At 63.8% G+C, this 17,384-nt stretch carries 15 protein-coding genes; 9 read left to right on the top strand and 6 right to left on the bottom strand.

The window, feature by feature from the left end:
- Positions 1-36 precede the first annotated feature (36 nt).
- From MKK62_RS01635 to MKK62_RS01610, 6 genes are all read left to right on the top strand, one after another.
- Positions 37-291 (top strand): antitoxin, encoded by a 255-nt coding sequence (locus MKK62_RS01635; RefSeq protein ID WP_240262706.1) that lies wholly within the window; start codon positions 37-39, stop codon positions 289-291.
- On the top strand, positions 288-740 hold the full coding sequence (locus MKK62_RS01630; RefSeq protein WP_240262707.1) for a type II toxin-antitoxin system VapC family toxin: 453 nt from the start codon (positions 288-290) through the stop codon (positions 738-740). Before MKK62_RS01635 ends, MKK62_RS01630 begins: the two co-directional genes overlap by 4 nt.
- Positions 733-1,461 carry a nitroreductase family protein gene (locus tag MKK62_RS01625; RefSeq protein ID WP_240262708.1) on the top strand — a complete coding sequence of 243 codons (729 nt, stop codon included), beginning with the start codon at positions 733-735 and terminating at the stop codon, positions 1,459-1,461. The genes MKK62_RS01630 and MKK62_RS01625 overlap by 8 nt, the downstream gene beginning before the upstream one ends.
- 190 nt (positions 1,462-1,651) lie before the next feature.
- A complete protein-coding gene (locus MKK62_RS01620; RefSeq protein WP_240262709.1) occupies positions 1,652-3,373 on the top strand; it encodes a hypothetical protein in 1,722 nt (573 codons plus the stop codon).
- Positions 3,374-3,657: 284 nt separating this feature from the next.
- A complete protein-coding gene (locus MKK62_RS01615) occupies positions 3,658-5,391 on the top strand; it encodes a hypothetical protein (RefSeq protein WP_240262710.1) in 1,734 nt (577 codons plus the stop codon).
- 228 nt (positions 5,392-5,619) lie between these two features.
- Positions 5,620-7,359: a hypothetical protein gene (locus tag MKK62_RS01610; protein ID WP_240262711.1), complete on the top strand. Its 1,740-nt coding sequence runs from the start codon at positions 5,620-5,622 to the stop codon at positions 7,357-7,359.
- 9 nt (positions 7,360-7,368) lie between these two features.
- Here the strand turns inward: MKK62_RS01610 and MKK62_RS01605 are convergent, their stop codons facing one another.
- Positions 7,369-8,193, bottom strand: coding sequence for an SDR family oxidoreductase (locus MKK62_RS01605; protein WP_240262712.1), 825 nt, complete (start codon positions 8,191-8,193; stop codon positions 7,369-7,371).
- A gap of 9 nt (positions 8,194-8,202) precedes the next feature.
- Complete coding sequence (locus MKK62_RS01600) at positions 8,203-9,456, bottom strand: PE-PPE domain-containing protein (protein WP_240262713.1); 1,254 nt, start codon at positions 9,454-9,456, stop codon at positions 8,203-8,205.
- A 150-nt stretch (positions 9,457-9,606) separates the two neighbouring features.
- On the opposite strand from MKK62_RS01600, the gene MKK62_RS01595 reads away from it, so the two are divergent.
- A complete protein-coding gene (locus MKK62_RS01595) occupies positions 9,607-10,410 on the top strand; it encodes an SDR family NAD(P)-dependent oxidoreductase (protein ID WP_240262714.1) in 804 nt (267 codons plus the stop codon).
- A gap of 79 nt (positions 10,411-10,489) precedes the next feature.
- Entirely contained in the window at positions 10,490-11,275 is a 786-nt protein-coding gene (locus MKK62_RS01590; protein WP_240262715.1) for an alpha/beta hydrolase, read from the top strand.
- 1 nt (position 11,276) lies between these two features.
- Here the strand turns inward: MKK62_RS01590 and MKK62_RS01585 are convergent, their stop codons facing one another.
- The 3 genes from MKK62_RS01585 to MKK62_RS01575 all read right to left on the bottom strand — a co-directional run bounded on the left by MKK62_RS01585 (position 11,277) and on the right by MKK62_RS01575 (position 14,631).
- Complete coding sequence (locus tag MKK62_RS01585; protein WP_240262716.1) at positions 11,277-12,593, bottom strand: cytochrome P450; 1,317 nt, start codon at positions 12,591-12,593, stop codon at positions 11,277-11,279.
- Positions 12,594-12,651: 58 nt separating this feature from the next.
- Positions 12,652-13,488, bottom strand: a complete 837-nt coding sequence (locus MKK62_RS01580) for a phthiotriol/phenolphthiotriol dimycocerosates methyltransferase (protein WP_240262717.1) — start codon at positions 13,486-13,488, stop codon at positions 12,652-12,654.
- A gap of 153 nt (positions 13,489-13,641) precedes the next feature.
- The gene (locus MKK62_RS01575; protein ID WP_240263878.1) at positions 13,642-14,631 is read right to left on the bottom strand and encodes an AurF N-oxygenase family protein; all 990 of its coding nucleotides are present in this window, start codon (positions 14,629-14,631) and stop codon (positions 13,642-13,644) included.
- 428 nt (positions 14,632-15,059) lie between these two features.
- On the opposite strand from MKK62_RS01575, the gene MKK62_RS01570 reads away from it, so the two are divergent.
- The gene (locus MKK62_RS01570; RefSeq protein WP_240262718.1) at positions 15,060-16,553 is read left to right on the top strand and encodes a flavin-containing monooxygenase; all 1,494 of its coding nucleotides are present in this window, start codon (positions 15,060-15,062) and stop codon (positions 16,551-16,553) included.
- Between the two features lie 7 nt (positions 16,554-16,560).
- Here MKK62_RS01570 and MKK62_RS01565 read toward each other — a convergent pair whose 3' ends face one another.
- Positions 16,561-17,367, bottom strand: coding sequence for a phthiotriol/phenolphthiotriol dimycocerosates methyltransferase (locus tag MKK62_RS01565; RefSeq protein WP_240262719.1), 807 nt, complete (start codon positions 17,365-17,367; stop codon positions 16,561-16,563).
- Positions 17,368-17,384 lie beyond the last annotated feature (17 nt).

Raw genomic sequence — 17,384 nt, 5'->3', positions numbered from 1 at the left:
GCAAGGCATCAATTCTGTTGATGCTATGCTGTCAAAGTGCGCACGACCGTGACTCTCGATGACGACACACTCGTCGTCGTCAAGAGGCTGATGCGTGAGCACAACGTGTCGTTCAAGCAGGCGCTCAACGACGCTATCCGGCGCGGCGCACAACGGCAGCCGGCTCAGGTGGTTTTCGAGACACAGACGGCCGACCTGGGTGTGCCGTCGATCAACCTCGACCGGGCCCTCCAGCTGGCCGGTGAACTCGAAGACGAGGAACTCATCCGGCGACAGCGCCGCGGCGCATGAGGATCGTCGACGCGAACGTCCTGCTTTACGCGGTCAACACCGCCGCAGACCACCACGAGGCCTCCCGCCGCTGGCTCGACGGTGCGCTGTCCGGCGGAGATACCGTCGGCCTGGCCTGGGTGCCGCTGCTCGCGTTCGTGCGGTTGACGACACGCCACGGACTGTTTCCTTCGCCTTTGACCACGGAGGCGGCAATGACGCAGGTGCTCGACTGGTGCAGTGCGCCAGGGTCGGTCATCGTGTCGCCAAGTCCGCGCCACGGCGACGTGCTGTCCGGGCTGCTGTCGCAGGTCGGTGCGGGCGGGAATCTCGTCAACGATGCCCATTTGGCCGCTTTGGCCATCGAGCATCGTGCACGAATAGTCAGCTATGACAGCGATTTCGGACGATTCGACGGTGTGCAGTGGGAAACACCCGGATCTTTGTTGGAGCGGAACGACCATGACTGACACGAATCCCTACGCCGACGCTTTCCGGGTGGCGCCGTCCACCGCCGACGCGCTGGCCGGGCTGAACATGCCGCTGCAAGAGGCGATGCTCACGCAGCGGGCGGTGCGCCGCGTGTATGCCGAGCCGGTCGACGACGCCGTCGTGCTGAAGTGCATCGAGTTGGCGCTGCGCGCCCCGACCGGCGCCAACGGGCAGAACTGGGAATTCATCGTCGTCAAGGACCGGGCCGTCATCAAGAAGCTCGCCGGGCGCTACCGCAAAGGCTGGAAGTTCTCCTACGGCGGGTTGCTCGGCAGTGCCGGTGACAACGACCCGTCGCTGGCCAAAGTCATTCGTGCCGCGCAGTGGCAGGTCGATCACTTCACCGAGATCCCGGTGTTGGTGGTCGCGTGCCTGCGGCTCACCGTCCGCGAAGGGCGAGCGCCGTATTCGCTGATGCCGCATGCCGCCGTGTCGGGATACTGGGGTTCGATCTACCCGAGCGTGCAGAACCTGTTGCTCGCCGCGCGCGGCATGGGTCTGGGCGCTTCACTGATCACCTTGCCGCTGTGGGGGGTGACCCGGGCCCGCAAGATCCTCGGCCTGCCGCGCTCGGTGACCCCGTGCTGCGTGGTGGCGCTCGGCTGGCCGCGCGGACGCTACGGCCCGACCACTCGGGTGGCCGTCGAGCGAGTCGTGCACCTCGACACCTATGGCAACCGCGCCTGGCTCAATCGCTGACCGGGCCGTTATCACGACGGCCCGACGACGGACAAATTCATTGTCGTAATTCGACGAAGTTCTAAATATGAATTTGGCCAGATGGATATGAACTTCTACTGAGGTGTCCCGTCGATAAAGACAGTTAAGGCTTTCTGAGTTTGAATTCAGGAGCTATTCAGCTGTCTTTACTCGGAGGGGGGATCGCGCCATGCAGGTTGCTGCGCGTCCGTATGTCATGGCCGGTGCGGTATTGGCGGCGACGAGTCTCGTCGCCGTAACACCCGTCGCGCACAAGGCCATTCAGCTACCGGCGCTGAGCATCGAGACCCGGCTGGTGGACGCGTCGATCCTCAACGTCCCGCTGAACCTGCTGTATGACTTCGCCAACATTCCCTACAACGAGGTGCAGGCACTCAACTCGCTGGCGGGGTCCAACTTCCTCGGTGGCAACTGGTGGGTGCCCAGCTCGACGAACCTATGGGGCATCGACACCGGCGACCCCACCAAGGTCGCGATGCTGACGAACCTGTTCGCGCCGTTCCCGGACTTCAACCAGGGCATCGGCGGTCTGCAGTACCAGCTCGCCGGCTTCCTGGCCGCCCAGCTTCCGGTCGACGGCTCATGCGACGCCGAGACCTGCTACCCGATGACCCCGCCGGACGTCATCACCGGCAGCACCCAGTGGGACCGGTTCATCGGCTACATCAACGCGCTGACCGCCCAGGGCAACGGTGAGAACTTCGGTCTGTTCCAGAACTGGTTCCAGGTCCCGCTGCAGAGATTGATCGACGGCTACACCTTCGAGGACGCCTACAACCCGAGCGGTCCGGCCACCAACGACCCCGCGTTCGGATTCTTCGGCAGCGACAACCCCTTCCTCGGCGGCACGGTCGGCGAGGACGACGCGATGCCGTGGAATGGCCACACGTTCTACTTCAACCTTTTCCAACCGTTCCAGAACTACTGGGAGTCGTTGCTGGAGGATCCGGCGACCGATGGCGACATTCCGGGAACCGGAATCGAAATTCCCACATTGGGCGAATTCGGCCAGTCACTGCAGTCCATCGCCGCGTCATTGATCGTCGCCTTCAACCCCTACACTCCGGGCAGCCCGGCATGCCCCGGTGTGTGCGAACTTCCCGAGGGCTGGTCCACCTATGAACTGGTGGACGCCCTGGATCCCGACGACTCCAATCCGATGATCCAGGCCTGGTTGGCCGGTTTCGCCGAGGACGCGCTGTACCCGAACAACAACGCGACGCAGGAGCAGATCAACTACGCGATCGCGCTGCTGCAGACCGGCATGTACAACTTGACCCCCGAGCAGCTCGCCAACTACAACGACGCGTTGACCAGCATCAATCCGGGATTGCCCGCGATGTTCACCCATGCCGGCATCGTGACCGATCCCGAATATCTGCAGTACCTGTTGCCCGACAACGGCGGGCTGGATCCCACGGTGCCCCTCGAGGGTGAGTACGGCGGCTACAACCCCGGACTGCTGTGGAGTGACCTCCTCGCGCTGGGCGAGAACGAGACCAACTGGGAACAGTTGCTCAACGTCAATACGTTGGGGACCCTGTTCTTCCCGCTCGCCTCGACCGCGGCGGAGCCCGGTGCGGCGACCGACGTGGCCGGCGGGCTGGATCCCACCCAGTGGCTGACGGACCTATCGGCTGTGTTCGGCATCGGCGACGAGGCGGCCGACCTCGGACAGGCTTTCGATCCGTCGGCATTCGACCCGAGCGCCCTGCTCGGTTTCGATCCGTCCGCATTCGACCTGGCCGCGGCGTTCGAAGATGTGGACCTGGGCGCATTGTTCGGCGGATTCGATCCGGCGGCACTGTCGACGGAGTTCGCCCACCTGGTGGAAGACCTCACCGCGGCCTTTGTACCCGATCTGGCAACGTCAGCACTGACCGCGTTCTGACCCAGACTAGGGCCCGTTGATCCGCCTGATTAAAACAGGCGGGTCAACGGGCCTCGTCGTTTACGGGCTAGCGATCCCGCCTGCATATATTGGCCCGTTTTGACCAATTCCGGCGGGGAGCCGTTTCGTCCAAATTATTGGACGTCTTTTCAGTATTGGACGCAGGTGTTAATTCTGTGATTGGAGTCACCAATGGGTCAATTGTCGGTATTCTGCACGAACTTAGAAACTCTTAGTGTAAGTTCAGTTGCTGTTGAGCTAGTCGAACATGAGAAGGGGGAGCCATGTTGGCTGCTTCGCGTTCATACCTCTTGGCCGCGGCTGCGCTGACCGCCACCGGGGCGGCGATCGCCGCGCCGCTCGTGATGCACATGCACCAGGGGGCGACGTTATCGCAGGCGGCGCTGCCGGTCCGCAGCATCGAGACCAAGCTGGTCGACGCCGGCGACGTCGCGAACATTCCGACGAACCTGTTCAACGACATCCTGAGCATTCCGTACAACGAGCTCGAGGGCGGCGGCTTGGCCAGCGTCGCGAACTCCTTCCTGTTCACCGGCACCTGGTGGGTGCCCAGCTCGACCAACCTGTGGGGCATCGACCCGGGCGACCCCACCCACATCGCGCTGATCGACAACTTCATCCCGTTCTCGGCGTTCACCGAGGGCTTCACCAACTCCGACGGCGTCTACGAGCCCGGCCTGAACTACGAGTTCGCCGGCCTGCTGGCCGCCGAGCTCCCGGTGAGCTCGTCGTGTGACGCGATGTCCTGCGCCCCGATGACTCCGCCGGACGTCATCACCGGCAACACCGGCTACGACCGCGACCTCGGCTTCCTCGCGGCGCTGATGGGCAAGGCCACCGACGCCAACGGCGACCCCAACGGCCTGTTCACCAACTTCTTCCAGGTACCGCTGCAGAACCTGTTCAACGGCTACCTGTTCCAGGCGCCTCCCGACGACATCCCGCCGACCACGGGCGAGCCGACTTACGACACCGGCATCATCAACCCCGGTGGCCCGGTCAACGACGAATGGGCTCAGCTTCTCGGTTGGGGCGCCAGCGGCGACCCGTTCGAGGGCGGTACTCACGTGGTCGATGGCCAGGACGTGATGCCGTGGGACGGCGTCAACTACCAGCTGAATCTGCTGCAGCCGTTCCAGACGCTCTACGACAGCCTGACCCAGGACCCGGCGTCGAACCCGGTCGAAATTCCGTCCTTCGACGGCATTATGCACACCTTCGAAAACCTCGCGGCCGGCTCCATCATCGACTTCGACCCGTTCACCGCGGGCAGCCCCGCCTGCCCCGCGCAGTGCGATATCCCGGATGCGTACCAAATCCCCAGCCTGGTGAAGGCGATCTCCGACGCCGACCCGAGCAACGAAGTCCTCAAGACCTGGGTCACCGACTACGCGATCAACCCGCAGTTGGTCAACGAGCCGACGCAGGACCAGATCAACGCGTCGATCGCGCTGCTGCAGACCGGTTCGTACAACTTCACCCCGGAACAGCTGGAAGAGGTCATCGGGGCGCTCGATCGGATCAACCCCGAGCTGCCGGAGCTGTACGTCAACTCCGGAATCATCACCGACCCGAACTACCTGACGTACGCTCTCGACCCGTCGGACACCAGCGTCCTGGAGGACGGCAAGCTGGTCGGCGAGTTCGGCGGCTACAACCCGTGGCTCGAGGGCACCGACTTCTTGAAGGTGCTGGAAGCGGCGGGAAGCAACCCGGTCGACCCGACGCTGTCGCAGGACCTCAACATCCTGTTCACCAACTTCACCTTCCCCGGCGACCCAGGCGCGCTCGCCTCGGTGTTCGGTGAAGGTGCGGCGTCGACATCCGCCTCCGCGATCGATCCGTCGTCGTACGCACTGGATCTCAGCAGCCTCCTCGGCGGCCTCGGCAGTACCGCTGGCGCTGACGCGCTCAGTTCGATCCTCGCGGAACTGTCGGCACAGTTCAGCGCGGACTTGGCGCAGCTCGTGCCGCAAGCAGTGCTGTCCGCTTTCTGAGCGGGACACATTAGCTGAAAAGCGGTCCCCCAGCCCTCCGCTGGGGGACCGCTTTTCCGCTGTATGCGAGTGTGGCAGCCGGGCAACACATCTGATGCGGAGCCATCAGGTGTCGCACAACCGTTTCTACGGAAGCTTTACGGCGCCTCAGCCCTTCCTGGGTGGAATCTCAACGTGCTTTGACTGTAGGTTCAGCCAGCACGATGCCGATCGGGGAAAGGGGGCGCCGTGCAAACTGCTTCGCGGGCCTGCGTTTTGGCTGCTGCGGCGGTCGCTGCCACCAGCGCTGTTGTCCTCACGCCGGCCACAACAAAAGCCGTGCGGGTCCCGGTCCGCGACATGCAGGTCAAGCTGGTCGACTTCACCGACGTCCCGATCAACCTCTTCGACGACGTCGTCAACATCCCGTACAACGAGTTCGCCGGCATCGACGTCCTCGGAAACTCGCTGCTCTTCAGCGGCGACTGGTGGGTGCCCAGCGCCACCAATATCTGGGGCACCGACCCCGGCGACCTCGGTCACTACATGGGCATTCTCGACACGTTGCTGCCCTTCGCCCCGCAGATTTCCGGTCTCGACCAACCCGAGATCGACCCGATCGCCGACGCGAACGGCACCGCCGGGCTGGCCCAGCAAATTGGCCTGCTGGCCGCGGCCGAACTTCCCACCAGCTCGTCATGTGACGCCGAAGCGTGCGCGCCGATGACGCCGCCCGAGATCATCACCGGCAACACCGGACTCGACCGCGACATTGGCTTCCTCGAAGCCCTCGGCGGGCACGGCACCGACGCCAACGGCGAGCCGTTCTCGTTGTTCTCCAACTGGCTGCAGGTGCCGCTGTCGGATCTCACGAGCGGCAACTTCACGTTCACGCCGGCGACCGACCCGGGTCTGCTCGACCCCAGCCCCGACGTGGGTCCCGACGCTCCCGGCGTGACCGGCTCCCTGGGCTTCGACGGCACCACCGGTGTCGACGGCACTGGTGCCGGCGACTACATGCCGTGGGCCGGAGATACGTTCCAGCTCAACCTGTTCGGGCCGTTCGAGGACTTCTACAACAGCCTGTTCCAGGCCCCGACCGGGGGCATTGACGGCACCGGCATCGACCTTCCGAGCCTGACCGACATCGGACAGTCGCTGCAAAACCTCACCGCCGGTGCGGTTGTCGCCTTCGACCCATTCGTCGCTGGAAGCCCGGCATGCCCGGCACTGTGCGATATTCCCGCCGGCACAACGCAATTGGATCTACTGAAAGATGTTCTCGCTCTGGATCCGTCGAACACGTCGCTGGCCAACTACGTCGGCGACTTCGCCGACCAGAACAACGCGACGATTCCGCAAATCAACGACGCGGTAGCGCTTTTGCAGACGGGCTCGTACAACTTCAGCCCGACCGAACTCGCTCAGGTTGACCAAGCACTGGCCAACATCAACCCCGAGCTACCGGCGCTCTACACCAACGAAGGCATTCTCACCGACCCGAATTACCTGACCTACCTGTCGGATCCGACGGCTGCGGGAATCACCAACTCGTCCGGGGAACTCGTCGGCGAGTACGGCGGCTACAACTACATGCTGGTCGGGGATGACCTGCTGAAGTTGGCCGAGACGAGTTTCTCGGGTTATCAGGACCCGACGCTGCTGACCGATCTGCAGACTCTGGCAACCGACTTCACCTTCCCCGGTGACCCGTCCGCGCTGGCGTCGCTGCTCGGCGAAGGCGCGGCGTCGACGGCGGCCGGATCGGTCGATCCAACCGGCGTCGCCACGGATCTGACATCTGTGTTGGGTGGCTTCGATCCGACAGCGCTGACGACCGACCTGAGCTCGCTGTTGGCCAGCCTCGGCACCGGAGTGGGTTCGGATGCACTGACTCAGCTGCTCACCGACTTCAGCACTCAGGTTGCCGCGGACTTCGCTCCCCAATTGGCCACGGACCTAGCCACTTTGGTCCCGAGCATGTTCTAGGGCGACGGGCTAACGTAACCCGGCGGTCATCACGCGCTCCCACATCCGGTCAGTCAACAGCGCTGCGGCCCAGACCGAGGCCTTGCCCGAGGCGCCGACGATGTAGCGCGGCTTGGGGTTTCGGGCCTTGACCACCCGGACCACCGCGCGGGCCACCGTGTCGGCGTCGACCGTCGCCCCCGGCGTGCTGGCCAACCGGCGCGTGGTCTCGGAGTACCGGACCTTGAATTTCCCGTACGGGTCGTCGTCAGGGTAGGAGTGCACGTCCTCGAACTGCTTGGCCACGAACGGTGTTCGCACTCCGGTCGGATCGATGAGCACCACCCGGACTCCGAACGGCGCGACCTCGGCACTGAGCGACAGCGACAGCGCCTCGACCGCGTACTTGACCGTGTGGTAAGCGCCGGCACCCGGACTGGCGAACCGCCCTCCGGTGCTGCCGATCGTCACGATCCTGCCGAAGCCGCGGTCACGCATCGCTGGTAGGACCGCTTGCGCCAAGTGCAGTGTGGCAACCACGTTCGTCTCGAAAAGATCGCGCAATTCGGTCAATTCGACCTGTTCGAGCGGCCGGGCCAGCGGATAGCCGGCGCTGTTGACCAGCACGTCGACTCCGCCGTGATCGGCGTTGACCTGATCGACCATCGCCGTCACGGCCGCCTCATCGGTGACGTCAAGTGAGACGGCCTGTAATCCATTGGAGCGCAAGGTGTTCAGCGCGTCCGGGTTACGGCCCGTCGCGATCACCGTGTAGCCGTTGTCGCGCAACCGGTATGCGGTGGCTTCACCGATGCCGCTGGTGGCACCGGTGATCAGCGCAATTCGAGATGTCAATGGGTGCGGCTAGCCGAGCGTGCCGGCCAGCATTTGGTAGAAATCGGCAAGGTTGGAGACCATGCCCGGAATGTACTGTCCGAATTCCACGATGAACGGGTTCGTCGAGTCGGACAACGCATCGGCCAGCGCCGCGGACGACAGCGACAAGTCCAGCGCCGCCGCATCGGGGTCGCTGAGCGCACCGCCGATCAGGCCTTCCAGGTCGGGCACGTACGGGTACAGATCCGCGATGCCGGCGAGGTCGGACTGTGGCAGCAGGCCAAGGTCGACCAGCGAGACGAGCATGCCCTGGTTGGCGCCGGCCTCCAAGTAGTCGTTGACCGCAGCGAAATCAATGTCGGGATTGGCCAGGGTGGCCGGGGTGGTGACGTCGGCAGCACCGGTGTAGTTGTAGCCGAGGTCGACCAGCACCCGCATATCGGGCTGTACCAGGTCGGCGTAGGCGTTGGGCGCTCCCGGGATCAGCCGTAGCCCATCCAGCAGCGGCAGATCCTGGGTCGGAATCAGGTAGTACTCGGTGCTGCCCGCGTAGCCGTCGCTCACGTTCTCCTTGACGGCGTCCGCCACGGTGGACGGGTCGAAGTAGGCAGGCCAGTTCGGCAGCAGATATGGATGCAGGTCGACGTATCCGTTCGCCGCATTGAGGTCAGCCCAGGTGTTGCCGTAGTACTGCGGAAAGTCCGAGGCGCCGCTGTATTGGATGCTGTAGATCGTCGTCTCGTAGGGCGTGTCGGAGGGCGTCGCCGGCAACATTGCGGCGAACGCGTCCGGGAAACGGGTGAAATACCCGCCGTTCGGGTTCTGCAGATCCTCGGCCAGCACGAATTTCAAGCCGTCGGTGTCGGGTGCCCCGCCCGCGGTGTTGGCGAGGTTGATCATCTCCTGGGTGATCACCGAGGTACTCATCGAATAGCCGGCCACCACCAGGTTGGCGTGGGGGTCAGCTTGCAGCAATGGTTGGAGCTGCTTGTCGAGATCCGCGATTCCCTGCGTCAGCCCCGTGTTGTAGTCGGTCTCCGGCGTGTACACGCTGACCGGATCGCCGGCAATGCTGTACTGCGGCTGTCCAAACGACACCGGATTGTCGACGTAGGTGTCGATGACTTCCTGCATGTACGTCGCATCCGGCTGCGACAGGAACGCGTGTCCCAGAATCAGCGCGGTGTAGCCGTCGTCGTCGGCCCACGCCGGAGCGGCGTTCAAGGCGCAGACACCCGCCAGCAACCCAAGGCCAAGCCCGCGCGCTTTCCAATGCGCCATTGAACTCCAATTCAATAAGAAATCCCCCGATGCACTTAGAAACTACTACCTTTCCCCTATATCTGAGACGTTCTCAGCTGTGAGTTATGTCGACGTGCGGTCTGCCCGTTTCTGTCGGCGTGTTCGCTAACGAAGGTAAGGTCAGTCGACGTGGTCCTACCGGCGCCTGCAGAAGACCGAGTGGCAGTTGTCACCGGCGCATCGTCGGGTATCGGTGCGGCCATCGCGCTCGAGTTGGCCCGGCGTGGCCATCAACTAGTGTTGGTCGCCCGGCGGGGCGACCGCCTGCAGGCTCTCGCCGACGAGTTGAGCATCAAGGCGCACGTCCTGCCCGCCGACCTATCGAGCCGCGACGAGCGCGCCGCGCTTCTTGGTCGCGTCGCCGAACTGGGCGTCGCGGCCGACATCCTGGTCAACAACGCCGGCCTGGCGAAGCGCGCGCCGGTCGCGAAATCGATTCCTGAGCAACAACTCAACCTGATCGAGGTTGACGTCACGGCTGTGGTTGATCTGTGCAGCAGATTCCTGCCCGGCATGGTGGAGCGGGGCACCGGCGCGGTGCTGAATGTGTCGTCGTTGGCCGGCTTCTACCCGCTGCCCGGGCATGCGGCGTACGGCGCGGCGAAGGCGTTTGTGTTGTCCTACACCGAAAGCTTGCGTAGCGAGCTGACCGGAACCGGGGTCGTCGCAAGCGCGTTGTGCCCGGGACCGGTCAACACCGGCTTCGACGACGTGGCCGGATTCGGCGCCGGAGAGCGGGCTGCCACGTTGCCGAGTTTCATGTGGAAATCCGCCGACCAGGTCGCACGAGCCGCGATCGACGGATTGGATGCGGGTAAGTGCCGCATCGTGCCGGGCCGGGTCAATCGACTTGTCGCGGCGTGTTGTCGTTTCGCGCCGCACGAACAGCTGTTGCCACTGCTCGCTTGGCGCGCTCGGACGAAGCTCCCGTAACGACGCGGTAATCATACGGAGACATACGGATTCTTGGACACTGCAGAGTTCCGGTATTGCGGACAGATAGGCTAACGCGGTGCTAGAGGTGATCGAGAAGGGCAGTGTGAGCGAGGCGCATCCCGTCCCGCTGCTCTTTGTCCACGGAGCCTGGCATGCGGCGTGGTGTTGGGACGAGAACTTTCTCAGCTTTTTCGCCGACAAGGGTTATCGTGCAGTGGCATTGAGCTTTCGAGGCCACGGTGAGAGCCCGACCGATAAGCCGCTGCGGGCCTGCTCGGTGGCCGACTACGTCGACGACGTTCACAGCGTTGCTGAGCACCTGCCCAGCGCTCCGGTGATCATCGGTCACTCGATGGGCGGGCTCATCGTGCAGAAGTACCTGGAACGCTACGACGCTCCGGCCGGGGTTTTGATGTCGTCGATTCCGCCGCAGGGAAACCTCGGAAACGCGCTGCGCTGGATCAAGGATCGCCCGATGGACTTCTTCAAGATGACGGTGACCGGGAAGGCGCTGCCTTACATCAATCCGCCGCGGTTGGCCCGTCAACGATTTTTCTCCGCGCACACCCCGGAAGCCGACGTCCGCAAGTACGCCGCCCGGTTACAAGAGGACAGTTCACGTATCGGCATCGATTGCCTGCTGCTACGACTGCCCCGGCCCAAGCGCGTGCGCACACCGATGTTGGTGTTGGGCGCCGAAGACGACGGGGCGCACACCCGCAAAGAGGTCCTGGCCACCGCGCGCGCTTACCGCACTACCGCGGAGTTCTTTCCCGACATGGGGCACAACATGATGCTCGAACCGGGTTGGGCGACCGTCGCCGAGTGCATCGACGGCTGGCTGAGCACCCGCGGACTCTGAGCTACGTCCCCTTGGCGGGAACCAGCTCCAACGGAAGGTGTTCCAGCCCCCGCATCGTCGGGTTGTCGAGGTAGCGATACTGGCCCGTCAGGCGAATCTCTTCGACCCTGGGCAGCAGCTGGGAGAACACCCGGGCGCCCTCCAGCCGGGTCAGGGGAACGCCGAGGCAGTAGTGGACGCCCCCGCCGAAGGCAAGGTGGTCGGTCGGGTTGCGATCGAGGTCGAAGGTGTCCGGGTCAGGGTAGTGGCGGGGGTCGCGGTTGGCTGCGGCGAACAGCAGCAGCACCCGGGCGCCGGCCGGAATCGTGTTGGCGCCCACGGTGTAATCGCACGTCGCGGTGCGGTAGAAGCCCTGAACCGGCGAGCCCATCCGGAGCTGCTCTTCGACGGCCGCCGGGATCAGTTCCGGGTGTGCCCGCAGCCGTGCGTACAGGTCGGGCCGTTGAGCCAGGGTCAGCAGCAGACCCGACAGCATGTTGGTCGTCGTTTCGCTGCCGGCGCCGATCAACATGGCGGCGCTCCAGAAGATCTCGTCGTCGGTGAGCACGTCGTCCGCGTCGGCCGGGGTCATCATCGAAATCAGGTCGTCACCGGGGTTGAGGCGGCGCTGGGCGATCAGCGGGTCGAGGCTGCGGCGCATCGCGGCGGTCGCGCTGCCCGACCGCGCGGACAGTCGGATGCCATGCGGGGTCAGCGGCGCGAAGGCGCCCGCCACCATGTCGTCCGACCACGCCACGAACTGCGGCTGGTCCTGGTGCGGGATGCCCAGCATCCGGGCTATCAACCGGGTGGGCAACGGCTTGGCCAGGCCGTTGACGGCCTCGGTGTAGCGTTCGGCGATCACGTTGTCGACGAGTTCGTCGGCGACCTCGTTGATGTTCGTCTGCCAGGCGGCCATCGCCCGGGCGGTGAACGCGCGGGAGACGAACTTGCGCAGCCGGGTGTGGGCCGGCGGATCGGCCGCGTTCATCGACGGCAGATACACCCGGAATCGGCTCTGGCTCTGGGCCGACGACAACGCCTCGTTGTCGCGCAACGCCTTTCGGACATCGTCGTAGCCGGCGATGATCCAGATGCCGCGTTTGCGGTTGTACCAGACATTCGGAACGTCGTCGCCGTTCAGCAACGACTGATAACCCGGATACGGATCGTGCATGACTTCGGCCGAAAAGGGGTCGAAGTCGGTGTGCGGCGCGGTTTTTCGGCCGGTCAACGAGTAGCCGTAGGAGGTGGCCTTGTCCTTCGCCACTCCGAGCGCCCCGTCGACACCGACCTTCATCAGGCTGGCGCGAAACCGCAGCCTACGAGCCAGCGTCATGCGGATAAATCCTCTCGTGAAGACTTACCGACGCAAGGGCAATCGCCCTTCAAAATTGTCAGTCCTTGGTGAGATGGTATGCGCGGTAATCGATTTCGCCGCGCTCCAGGTCGTTGTAGAACCACGAACCGTCGACGACGGCGAACTCCCGACCGAATTTGCGCAAGAACGCCGGAAGGCGGGTGTTGATGATCTCGTTCGAGCGGGCCGAATTCTTCTTGAGGCCGCGCAGAACCTCGTCGTTGATGACCCGCGACGACACCTGGCGCAGGCCCGAGTTCGCCAGATCCGACTCCCAGTTGGCGAAGTTGTCCCGGTTGCGGAAATCGACGTGCAGGAAGTGCCCACCTGGGCGCAGCACCCGGCGCACCTCACTGAGGAAGCGGTCGAAATGCGGGTAGATGTGTGAGGCCTCGACGTTGATCACCGCGTCGAACGACTCGTCCGGGAACGGCAGGTTTTCGGCATCACCGTGTACGAAGCTCAGGCCCGGGACCTTGTGCCGCTCGTTGCAGAATTTGACTCCGGCCGCATTGAAGTCCAGGCCGGTGTACGACGCCGGCTTCAGCGTGCGCGACAAGTAGGAGGCGCCACCGCCGTGCCCGGAGCTGCACTCCAGCACCTTCTTGCCGGCGAGGTCGAAGCCGTCCTGGGTCGCGCACTGGTGGTAGAGCTGGATGCTGTACCGGTTGGGCTCGTCGGCGGGGTCGAGGGGCAGACCCAGGGGCGGCTCCTCCTCATAACCCCAGTTCAGGAACTGAACGTCGTCCTGGTTGTGCAGGCGCTTGGTCATCAGCGGGTACCAGTACCGGAACAGCTTCTTGTACGTCGCAGTCGAACCGATGCGGTAGACGAGACTTGCGCCGACGTTGTCCAATGAAGGGCTACGAACCATGCAGGAAGTATCGCACAGTGTCAGCTGTGCTTGCTCTGGCATGCCTTTTTCGTACAACTGGGAACAGTCGCCCCACGCCAAAGTCATGCCCTAGCAACAAGAAGTGATCATGAAACACCGGCGAAATTCGTAATGAATTGCGCGACAAGGGATTTAGGCTGCGTTTACCGAAGCTGGGACGTTGGCGCGCTGTGGCTCACTGCGATAACGCGATGCGGGGCCGTTGATTCGGCACAGGCGCCACATCAGCAACGCGAAGGGGTTCATCAGATCCAGGTCGTCGCACAGCATGCGGATGTCGCCGAACATGTCTCGCAGCGTCTGCCGCGACTCGCCCTTACCGGAGTAGAGCTCCTTGCGCACCGAGCGCGGGATGTCGAACTGACGGAAGAACCTGCGCGACGGCACGACCATCGCCTGGCCCAGCATCCGCATCACGACGGGCACGTAGAGCGACAACCAGAACCGGGTGTGCCAGTTCAGCCGCGGAACACGCCGGTGCAAGTATTCGTGCGCAAACGAGATGTGCCGGGCCTCCTCGGCGACGTGGATCGCGATCAGGTCCTGCATGATCGGGTGGATCGATCGCGGCTCGGGTTCGCGCAGCAGGTTGGTCTGCAGATAGTCGAAGGGCACCTCGCCGGCCAGCACCCCGAAGAAGAACGCGTTGGGCAGGGGACCGGCGTAGAACGGGACGATCGGGGACAGCACCCGCAACCAGCGCGGCATGCCCGGAACATCCACGCCGATGCGGTTGACGATTTCCTGGAACATCAGGCTGTGGCTGCATTCCTCGATCGACTCGTGCACGCAGTAGCGGTATTCGGGGGAGCCGTTGGGCACCCAGAACGCGTAGTGCAAGAGCCCGCGGACCAAGATGCCCTCGAACTGCGTGCCGACCTTGGCCATGTTGGCTTGCCGCCACATCCCGATCTCGATCTGCTTGTCCAGCGGTTGGGCCTGGTACCAGGGGTGGCTTCCCAGCGGGTCCAACTCCGAGAGCACCCAGCGCGAGTCGTTCTCGGTCACCGAGAAGATCGGCGCTTCCCAGTCGACGTCGGTGTAGGGATTGAAGTGACGCACCGAAGCTTCCGAGAGCGAGGTCAGGGTGGCTGCATAATCGGCGTCATCGCTGACATCCATGTTGCGCTTCAGCCGCCTGGCCACGCAGAAGAAAGTGATCAGAAGGAGCAGGCTCACCGTAAGGACGGCGCCCGCGACGATCAACAAAATCGCCAGCGTGACCGGCAAACCGAGGCCTCCCTCCGGCACAGCTCTGCATGCGGCTCTACTGCACATGCGCTCCATGGGCACAGTTGGGATTGGAGCCTACCGGGTGAGAGTGAAAGACCTAACACGGAACGGCCTCATTCTCATGTCTATATAGATAGCCCCGGCCGACTCACGATCAGCGAAGTTGTGCCCCTCGAACAGCCAAATCTCATTAGACAGTACACACGCTCCGTCCGCTGGCTGACGCTCCGATCAAAAGGCGACGAAGCCGCGGGGCCTTCCCTGTGCGGGCGCTGGCGTTTCACCCATCACTGCAGCGCAAGGTACCGTTTCTCGTTATGGATGACCAGCAGTTCGATGTGATCATCGTCGGGGCGGGATTCGGCGGAATCGGCGCCGCGATCCAGCTGAAAAACCTCGGATACGAGAACGTTCTGATCGTCGACCGGGAAGACGATCTGGGCGGAACCTGGCACGTCAACCACTATCCCGGTCTTTCGGTCGACCAACCGTCGCCGACCTTTTCCTACCGGTTCGAGCCGAACCCGTACTGGTCGCGGATGTACGCACCCGGCGCCGAGCTCAAGAGCTATGCCGTCAACGTCGCCGAGAAGTACGACGTCCGGCGTTTCATGCGGTTCAACGTATGCGTCGAGGGTGCCCGGTGGGACGAGGACGCCCAGCTGTGGCGGCTGGCGTTGGCCGGCGGCGAGACGTTGACCACGCAGTTCCTGATTGCCGCCACCGGCTTCCTGTGCCAGCCCAAGATGCCGGACATCCCCGGCATCGAGACCTTCGCGGGCCGGATCCTGCACACCGCGCAATGGGATGACGACTTCTCCGCGGTCGGGCGCCGCGCCGCGGTCATCGGAACCGGCTCCACGGGCGTCCAGGTCGCTCCCGCGCTGGCGAAGGACGTCGCCGAGTTGACGGTGTATCAACGCACCCCGATCTGGGTGCTACCGAAATTCGACGTCAAGTTCCTCCCGCCCGTGCAGCGGCTGTTCGCCAAGTTCCCCGCGACCCAGCGCGGCCTGCGCTGGTACACCGACGCGATCCTGGAACTCTCGATGGTCCTGACCATGTGGAAGTTCCGGTACTTCAGGCTCTTCAACAAAGGCATCTCGCAGTTCTCGCGGTTGTATCGCCTGTTGTCAGTGCGCAACCGGGAGCTGTCGCGCAAGCTGGACCCCGACTTCGACTTCGGTTGCAAGCGACCCACGATCTCCAACGACTTCTACCAGTCGTTCACCAAACCCAATGTGCACCTGGAGACCAACGGCATCGAGCGGATCGAGCCCGACGGCATCGTCGCCCGCGACGGCACCAAGCGGCTGATCGACACCCTGGTCCTGGCAACCGGATTCGACGTCTGGGAGGCCAACCTGCCGGCGATCGAAGTGATCGGCCGCGACGGCAAAAACCTCGGAAAGTGGTGGCGCGAAACGCAATTCCAGGCCTACCAGGGCATCTCGATGCCAGGTTTCCCGAACTTCCTGTCGATGGCGAGCCCCTACGCCTGGGTGGGCCTGTCGTGGTTCAACACCGTCGAGTACCAGATGAAGCACATGGAACGGCTGTTCGGTGAGATGCAGCGGCGTGATGCCCGGACGTTCGAGGTCACCGAGGACGCCAATGCCCGCTTCCTCGAGCGGATGACCACGCTGATGAAGGACTCGGCGTTCGAGCTCGGCAACTGCGTCGGCTCGCGGTCCTACTGGTTCCGCAACCACACCGGCAAGGGCGAGGCGCCGCTGTTCCGCCCGACCTCGGTGCGCAGCGCCGTCAAGGAGCAGGAAACCTTCCCGATGTCGGACTACGCCATCGCCTGAGCGGCGATCAGTCCTTGATGAAGTGGTAGATGCGGTATTCCGCGCCGCCGCTTTCGATCACGTTGTAGATGCCGGTGCCGGGCACGCCGGCAAAGTGACGGCCGAACGGCCGGAACCATTTCGGCAACTGCGCGCTGATCAAGTCGAGTTTTTGCTGTGCGCTGGCGTCCAGTGACCGGATCACGCCGTCGTTGATTACCCGCATCGACACCTGACGCAGCGGCATCGCGTCGAGGGCGGCTTCCCAGACCGGGAACTCGGCCCGGCCGCGGAAATCGGCGTAGAGCAGGCTGCCGCCCGGCTTCAGCACGCGGTTCACCTCGGACAGGAATTTGTCCAGGTTGGGGTAGGCGTGCGACGCCTCGACGTTGACGATTGCGTCAAAGCTGTTGTCGGGGAACGGCAGATCTTCGGCGTTGCCGTGCACGAAGCTCAGACCGGGCAGCTTGTGGTGCGCGTTGCAGTAGGCCACGCCGTCCGGGTTGTAGTCCAGGCCGATGTACTCGGCCGGTTTGAAGGTGCGCATGATGTATGACGCGCCGCCGCCGTGGCCGCAGCTGCACTCAAGCACCTTTTTGCCGGTCAGGTCGATCTGCGAGGCAACCTGGTTGTACAGGTTGGTCGAGTAACGAGTGGCCGCGTCGGCGTCGTCAAGCGGCAGGTTCAGCGGTGGGTCGCCCTCGTAGCCGTAGTTGAGGAAGGTGACGTCTTCGGTGTTGAGCCGACGGGTGAGGAACGGGTACCAGACCTTGTTCATGAAGGCCTTGTAGCCGCGGTAGCCGATGTCGGTGACGCGTTCCTTAGTCGTAGGCATGCCGGGAAGTATGCCAG

Origin of the sequence: Mycobacterium paraterrae, assembly GCF_022430545.2 — a bacterium.
GTDB classification, from domain to species: Bacteria; Actinomycetota; Actinomycetes; order Mycobacteriales; family Mycobacteriaceae; genus Mycobacterium; species Mycobacterium paraterrae.
This window is presented reverse-complemented; position numbering and strand designations above follow the sequence as displayed.